General features: G+C 65.4%; 8 protein-coding genes. 6 read left to right on the forward strand and 2 right to left on the reverse strand.

The features are described from left to right. The first annotated feature begins 14 nt into the window (after window positions 1-14). Genes ASE66_RS15070 through ASE66_RS15095 form a run of 6 tightly spaced genes read left to right on the forward strand, consistent with a single transcriptional unit; the run spans window position 15 to window position 5,217 of the window. Window positions 15-1,214 carry an alpha-hydroxy acid oxidase gene (locus ASE66_RS15070; protein ID WP_057190517.1) on the forward strand — a complete coding sequence of 400 codons (1,200 nt, stop codon included), beginning with the start codon at window positions 15-17 and terminating at the stop codon, window positions 1,212-1,214. Further along, window positions 1,211-1,927 carry an amino acid ABC transporter permease gene (locus ASE66_RS15075; RefSeq protein ID WP_057190518.1) on the forward strand — a complete coding sequence of 239 codons (717 nt, stop codon included), beginning with the start codon at window positions 1,211-1,213 and terminating at the stop codon, window positions 1,925-1,927. Before ASE66_RS15070 ends, ASE66_RS15075 begins: the two co-directional genes overlap by 4 nt. After that, on the forward strand, window positions 1,924-2,721 hold the full coding sequence (locus ASE66_RS15080) for an ABC transporter permease subunit (protein WP_057190519.1): 798 nt from the start codon (window positions 1,924-1,926) through the stop codon (window positions 2,719-2,721). The genes ASE66_RS15075 and ASE66_RS15080 overlap by 4 nt, the downstream gene beginning before the upstream one ends. 2 nt (window positions 2,722-2,723) lie before the next feature. Then, window positions 2,724-3,476 (forward strand): amino acid ABC transporter ATP-binding protein, encoded by a 753-nt coding sequence (locus ASE66_RS15085; RefSeq protein ID WP_057190520.1) that lies wholly within the window; start codon window positions 2,724-2,726, stop codon window positions 3,474-3,476. 25 nt (window positions 3,477-3,501) lie between these two features. Further along, on the forward strand, window positions 3,502-4,524 hold the full coding sequence (locus tag ASE66_RS15090) for a C-terminal binding protein (RefSeq protein WP_057190521.1): 1,023 nt from the start codon (window positions 3,502-3,504) through the stop codon (window positions 4,522-4,524). Window positions 4,525-4,563: 39 nt separating this feature from the next. Continuing rightward, the gene (locus ASE66_RS15095) at window positions 4,564-5,217 is read left to right on the forward strand and encodes an RraA family protein (protein ID WP_057190522.1); all 654 of its coding nucleotides are present in this window, start codon (window positions 4,564-4,566) and stop codon (window positions 5,215-5,217) included. Between the two features lie 362 nt (window positions 5,218-5,579). On the opposite strand, the gene ASE66_RS15100 is transcribed toward ASE66_RS15095, so the two are convergent. Together ASE66_RS15100 and ASE66_RS32715 are read right to left on the reverse strand one after the other, a co-directional pair. Then, entirely contained in the window at window positions 5,580-6,320 is a 741-nt protein-coding gene (locus ASE66_RS15100; protein ID WP_057190523.1) for a ribonuclease activity regulator RraA, read from the reverse strand. A gap of 79 nt (window positions 6,321-6,399) precedes the next feature. Beyond that, the coding region (locus ASE66_RS32715; RefSeq protein ID WP_274532957.1) for an enolase C-terminal domain-like protein at window positions 6,400-7,042 on the reverse strand (643 nt) is incomplete at its 5' end.

Consider the following 7,042-nt stretch of genomic DNA (forward strand, 5'->3'; position numbering starts at 1 on the left):
GGATCGGCCCCATCATGTACGCGTCGAAGGTCGATCCTTCCGCCACGCGCCGCGCCATCGACGGCGATGCGGGCCTGGCCGGACTCGATGCTGCTGTGCGGCGCGTGTTGCCGCCGGCGCTCTACCACTATCTTGCTGGCGCCTCGGACGACGAGGCGACGCATGCCCGCAACCTGCGCGCCTTCGGCGACTATGCGTTCCTGCCGAAGGTCCTCGTCGATGTCTCCCAGCGATCGCTTTCCGCCTCGCTGTTCGGCGTCGAGAGAAACCTGCCCTTCGGCATAGCGCCGATGGGTTTCAGCCGGCTCATCGCACCCGACGGCGATATCGCCCTCGCCCGTGCCGCCACCGATGCGGGGATACCCTTCATCCTCAGCGGCGCCTCGCTGACGCGGATGGAGGAGGTCAGGGCGGCGGGCGCCACGAGCTGGTTCCAGGCCTACGTTCCCGGGGAAGCGGGCCGCATCGCGGCGCTAGTCGATCGTGTCGAGGCGGCCGGCTTCGATACGCTGGTGATTACCGCCGATACCGCGGTGCATCCCAAGCATGAGCGCGCCGCGCGCCATGGCTTCCGCTCGCCGGTGAAGCCGAGCCTAGGCCTCGCCTGGCAGGGACTGTCGCATCCGGGCTGGCTCCGGCGCGTCCTGCTGCGTGATCGCCTGGCGGCCCTGAAGTTCCGCTTCGAGAACATGGATGCCGGCCAGGGCCCACCGGTTTTTTCCGCGACCCTGACCCGCGACATCGGCAGGCGGGATGCTCTCTCCTGGCATCATGTCGATGCCGTGCGCAGGCGCTGGAAGGGCAAGCTCGTCATCAAGGGCATCATGACCGCCGAGGACGCGGCGACCGCCGCACAAGCCGGGGTCGACGGCATCATCGTCTCCAACCATGGCGGCCGGCAGCTCGACTGCGCCGCGAGCTCACTCACGGCACTGGAGCGGATCGTGGAGCGCAGGCCGCCTCTGACCCTGATGTATGATGGTGGCATCCGGCGTGGTGCCGATGTGCTGAAGACGCTGAAGCTCGGCGCCGATTTCGTCTTCGTCGGGCGGCCGATGCTGATGGCCGCTGCGATCGGCGGCCAGCGCGGCGTGGCCGATGCCATCGCACTGCTCGCTCAGGAGATCGATATCGCCTTGGCCCTGCTCGGCATCGGCCGGCTCGCCGGCCTCGCCAGGGTCGAGCTGCTGCGAGACCGGGGAGCCTCGTCATGAGCCTTGACTACAGCTGGCTCAGCGACGGGCTCTACCAGACCTGGCTGCTGCGCGGCCTGGGAACGACGGTGCTGATGAGCCTGCTCGGCATCGCGCTGATGCTGGTCATCGGCGTGGCGGGAGCACTGTGCCTGCATTTCCGCCTGCGGGTGCTGGAAACACTAACCACCGTCCTGGTCGAGCTTTTCCGCAACACGCCGCCGCTGGTGCAGCTCTTCTTCCTGTACTTTATGCTGTCGGAAGTCGGCCTGAAGCTCACGGACCCGACGACCGGCCGCAGCGTGCCGCTGTTTTCGGGCTTCACCTGCGTGGTGCTCTCGCTGGGGCTCTACAACGGCGCGATCGCGGTCGAGATCATCCGTTCCGGACTGCTCGCCGTGCCGTCCCAGACCGTGGAGGGAGCGCGCTCGCTGGGCTACACGCGCTTCCAGGCCTTCCGCCATGTCGAGCTGCCGATTGGTTTCCGGCTGTCGATGCCGGCAATGACGAACAATGTCGTCAGCCTGATCAAGACGTCGTCGCAGGCGGCGCTCGTCGCGGTTCCAGACATCATGTACGGCGCGACGCAGATCTCCCTCGAGACCTTCCGCAACCTCGAGGTCATGCTGCTGATCTGGATCCTCTACGTCGCCCTGGCGAGCCTCGCCGTCGTCGTCCTCCGCCGGCTCGGCGATGCCCTGCGCATCCCCGGATATGGAGTGCAGGCGTCATGAGCAGCGAGTGGCGCGCCTTCCTGCTCGGCATCATCGGCGTTCCCGCCATGCTCGCGGGCCTGCTTGTCGCCGTCTACGGCGCCGAGACCGAGATCATCCTGACGAAGCTCTGGTTGCGCACGCCGCTACTGCTGTCCGGCTCGGCGGACTTCAGCAGCTACAGCGGCGGCTTCGCGGCCAACATCATCATCAGCCTTTGGGCGATGGCGATCGCCGTTGCGATCGGTGCCGTGCTCGGCATTGGTCTGATCGCCCGTGGCGCGCTTGTCCGGGTCCCCTCCGAAATCGTGATGAACGTGCTGCGCAACTCGCCCTGGCTGGTGGTGCTCTACGCGATGCTCTATCTACTGCCCTTCGAGGTCACCGTCTTCGGCGTCACGATTTTCCTGTCGCCGATGGTGAAATCGATCGTCGGGCTCGCCCTGCCGGTCACGGCCAATATCGCGGAAGTGTTCCGCGGCGGCGTCGAAGCGATCGCGAGCGGGCAATGGGAATCGGCGCGCTCGCTCGGCTATCGCCGGCTGCAGATCCTTCGGCACATCGTGGTGCCCCAGGCGCTGCCGCTGATGACGCCCAATCTCATGACCATCTATGCGATGCTGTTCATCGGCACGAGCCTCGTCGTGGTCACCGGAACCTCAGACGTTCTTTCGGTGGCACGCACGGTCATCGGCAGCGACGGCGATCACATCGCCACAGCCGTCTACATCGTCGTGCTGCTGCTCTTCTTCCTGTTCAGCTTCCCGATCGCGATCCTGACACGCTGGCTCGAACGGCGCGTGAGAGCGAGGTGACAATGACGAATGCAATCCCGAAACCCTTCATCGAGCTCGCCGACGTCCACAAGTCGTTCGGAACCTTCCCGGTGCTCAACGGCGTCTCGCTTTGCGTCAGGGATGGTGGCGTGGTCTGCATCATCGGCCCCTCCGGCTCGGGCAAATCGACGATCCTGCGCTGCATCAACGGGCTCACGCCGATCAACCAGGGCCGCATCCGCGTCGGCGAATTCCAGGTCGAGAAACTGCGGACCGATCGTGAATTCATCCCGTTGCGCCACCAGGTCGCGATGGTCTTCCAGCAGTACAACCTGTTTCCGCATCGGACCGTTCTGCAGAACCTGACCATGGCACCCGTCCAGGTGCTCGGCGAAAAACCGGCTGAGGTGACCGAGCGCGCCCGTTCGCTGCTCGCCAAGGTTCGGTTGACCGGCAAGGAAAACGCTTATCCGGGCGAGCTCTCGGGCGGCCAGCAGCAGCGTGTCGCGATCGCGCGGGCGCTGGCCATGCAGCCTCGCGTCATCCTCTTCGACGAGGTCACCGCCGCTCTCGACCCGGAAATGGTCAGCGAGGTGTTGAGCGTCATCCGCGATCTCGCGCGCGAAGGCATGACCTGCGTGCTGGTGACCCATGAGATGCGCTTCGCCCAGGAGGTCGCCGACGAGGTGTTCTTCACCGATCGTGGCGTCATCGTCGAACACGCGTCACCTGCGACCCTGTTCAAGGCGCCCTCCGATCCGCGCCTGAAAGACTTTCTCGACAAGGTTCTCTGAGCACCCGCGACCAGGATCGATTGCAATGACCGCCCTCAAGATATTGGTTCCCGATGCGCATCTGCGCGATCTCGACGTCGAGCGCGGCGTCTCGGGCGACAGGCTCGACTACATCGTCTTCGACGAGACCGACCCGACCGCGATTCCCGACGAGATCTGGCGCAGCTGCGATGCCATCCTGGTCTGGCACCGCATGAAGATCACGGCCGACGTCGTCGCCAAACTCGACCGCTGCCGGCTGATCGTGCGGGTGGGCGTCGGCTTCGACAATGTCGACGGCGCCGCCTGCCGCGCGCGCGGTATCCCCCTGTCCAACGTCCCGAACTACGGCACCACCGAGGTTGCCGACCATGCGCTGGCGATGCTGCTGCATCTCGTCCGCGGCCTGGGAAGCTACGAGGCGCGCCTCAAGGCCGACCCCGTCGCCGGCTTCATCGCCGAGAACGTGCCGGTCGTGCGCCGCATTCGCGGGGCGACCTTCGGCGCGATCGGAATGGGGCGGATCGGCACCGCGATCGCCCGGCGCGCCGCCGCTTTCGACATGAAGGTGATCTATGTCGACCCCTACCAGCCGGAAGGGCATGATCTCGGACTGGGGATCGAACGCGTCCGCAGCCAGGAGGAGCTGCTGCGCCGGGCCGACATCGTCAGCCTGCATGTCCCGCTTTCCGATGCCACACGCAACCTGGTGGGCGCGGCCCAGTTCGCCGCCATGAAACCCGGCAGCATCTTCATCAACATCGCCCGCGGCGGCCTCGTCGATGTCGATGCGCTGCATGACGCGCTGAAGAGCGGCCATGTCGCTGCGGCCGGGCTCGACGTGCTGCCCAAGGAGCCTCCCGTGCCGACGCCGCCGCTGATCGAGGCTTGGCGCAGCAACGCACCCTGGCTCGCCGGGCGCCTCGTCGTGACCCCGCATGCGGCCTTCTACTCGGAGGCCGGTTATCTCGACATGCGCACCTTCTCCGCTGAGATCCTGCTCGAATTCCTGTTCGAGGGACGGCTGCGCAACAACGTCAATCCCGGCTGGGACGCCAAGGCGGCCTGAACGGCGGCAACGCCCTCTCGCAATATGGAAGAGAAGACAATGGCCTTTCAGCAGAGCCAAGCCCATTTCAGGGCACTCAGCGCCGAGGAGCTCCAGGCGTGGCGGGCGATCCCGCCGGCAGTGGCCTCCGACTGCATGAACCGTACCCAGGTGATGAAGGCCGCGATCAAGCCGATCGCACCGGACACCATCCTTTGCGGCCAGGCCCGCACCGTCACGACCATGGTTGGCGACTGCGGGCCGATCTGCTCCTTGATCGCGGCCGCCAGGCCCGGGGAAATCATCGTCGTCGATGCCGGCGGCGTCGAGGACACGGCCGTCTGGGGCGGCGTCATGACCGAAGAAGCGGTTCAGCGGCAGATCGGCGGAGCCGTTATCGACGGTGCGGTGCGGGACGTATCCGATCTACGCAAGGCCGGCTTTGCGATGTTCTGCCGCGCCATCGTTCCAAGGGGGCCGCATCATGGTTTCGGCGGGACGATCGACGGCACCGTTTCGGTCGCTGGAGTGCCGATCAAGTCGGGCGACATCGTCCTCGGCAACGACGATGGCGTCGTGGTCGTGCCGCTGGACCGCGCCGCCGAGGTGCTGGCCGCCGCGCAGGCGCATCTGCTCAAGGAGGAGGATTGGATCAGGACGATCCGTTCAGGTGGAACGATACCTGAGATGTTCGCAATTCCCGCAGCGAAATAGCACCGGAAAGACAAGCGGTGGGCGTTCAAAACCTTCGCGGGCATTCCTAACATTGCTTCGATAGGGAATGTCTGGCGCGCATTGAGTTCGCAAATACCCACGCTGCTTTGAGTGGCGGGAGAGCGCCACTGCGCAAACAGTACAAAATCCAGCACGGACGATCCCTAAGCGCGCAGCTGGCCAGCCAGCGCCCTATCGAGCGGCAGTCACAAGGTCGGGTAATGCAATGAGCCTGCGACAAGTGAGAGCGGCGCAAACAGGACCTTAAGCAGGAAGCCACAGAGGGCGACGGTGACGCAGGCTCCCGAACCTAAGTTCCGCCTAGACCACAGCCCCTGCGAGTCGAAAGGCATCGCGCAACCTCAATCGCGCTGCTGCTCCGCTTTCCACGCCAAGTATTCAGCTTCGGCATCCTGAGCGAGCGGATAGTAGCGCCGAAGATCCCCGCCCTTCGACAGCATGAGACGCGAGAAGTCCTCCCATTCGGCATGATGGCTGCCGGCCTCGAGCAGCCTCTCGGCATAGGCGATAGGGACGCAGATGGCCCCGTCATCGTCGGCGATGATGATGTCGCCCGGTCTGACATAAGTCCCGCCGCAGGCTATAGGCACGTTGACCGCGTGCGGCATCAGCGTCGTCTGGGTATGGAAATTCGGCGAAGCGCCGCGCATCCAGTAGCCGATGTCGAGTGCGAACGCCTTCGCCGCATCGCGGATCACCCCGTCAATGACCATCCCCGCGCCGCCCTTGCCGGCGAAATAGGTCAGCATCATCTCGCCGAAGATCCCGCTCTGCATGTCGCCGCGGGCGTCGACTACGACGACGTCGCCGGCCTCGACGTGATAAAGCGCGTGCCTGTGAAGTTGTTTCTCGCGGTCGGCGTATTCGTCGTCGCCATAGAGATCCTCGCGCTTCGGCATGAACTGCAGCGTAAGGGCAGGGCCAGCGATGACCTTGCCGCGCGAGTGCGGCACGGCTCCTGCGATGAACGGGTTTCGAATGCCCATCTTGTAGAGTTCGCTCGACGCGGTGGCCGTGCCGATGCTGGCAAGCCCGTCGAGAAGCGCCTTGGCGGGACGGTTGATCGTGGGGATGTCGAACATGCGTCGTTCCTGATGGTTGCCGGCGTGATCGGGTCGTGGTGAGCGCTTCTGCGGATAAAAGAGATCGCGAGGCAGCTTCTCAAAGCCCGCCGACGACCGGATGCCAGTCCGGGCGGTAGGGGTCCTGGTGGAAGCGGGCGTAGTAGTCACCCTTCTCGTCGTAGAGGGCGCCGTAGTGACGCATCTTGTCCTCGTCGAGCGCAACGCCGAGGCCGGGCCCGGTCGGCACGCGGATGGCGCCGTCCTCATAGGGCATCAGCCCGCCCTCGATGATGTCGTCGGTCAGGTAATGGTAGTGTGCGTCGCCGGCGAAGCTCATCTCGGGGATGGTCGCTGCTGTGTGCAGCATGGCGGCGAGTTCGATGCCGAACTCGGCCCCGGAATGCATCGCGACGCCGAGCCCGAAGGTGCGGCAGACCGCCGATAGGTCCTTCACCCCGCGTGGGCCTTCCCAATAATGGATATCGGTCAGGACGATATCGACCGCTCCCAGGCGGATAGCAGGGCCGAGATCGTCGAACTTGGCGGGGTACATGTTGGTGGCGATGGGCGTGCGCACCGCCTTGCGGACCGCGGCATTGCCTTCGAGCCCCCAGGCGGGGTCCTCGAAATACTCCATGCCGACGGCTTCCAGCCGCTGGCCGATGCGGATCGCCGTCGGGACCGACCAGACGCCGTTGGGGTCGATGCGCAGGCCGAAGTCCGGCCCCATGCGCTCGCGG

This window comes from Allobosea sp. Root483D1, assembly GCF_001429505.1.
Lineage (GTDB): Bacteria > Pseudomonadota > Alphaproteobacteria > Rhizobiales > Beijerinckiaceae > Allobosea.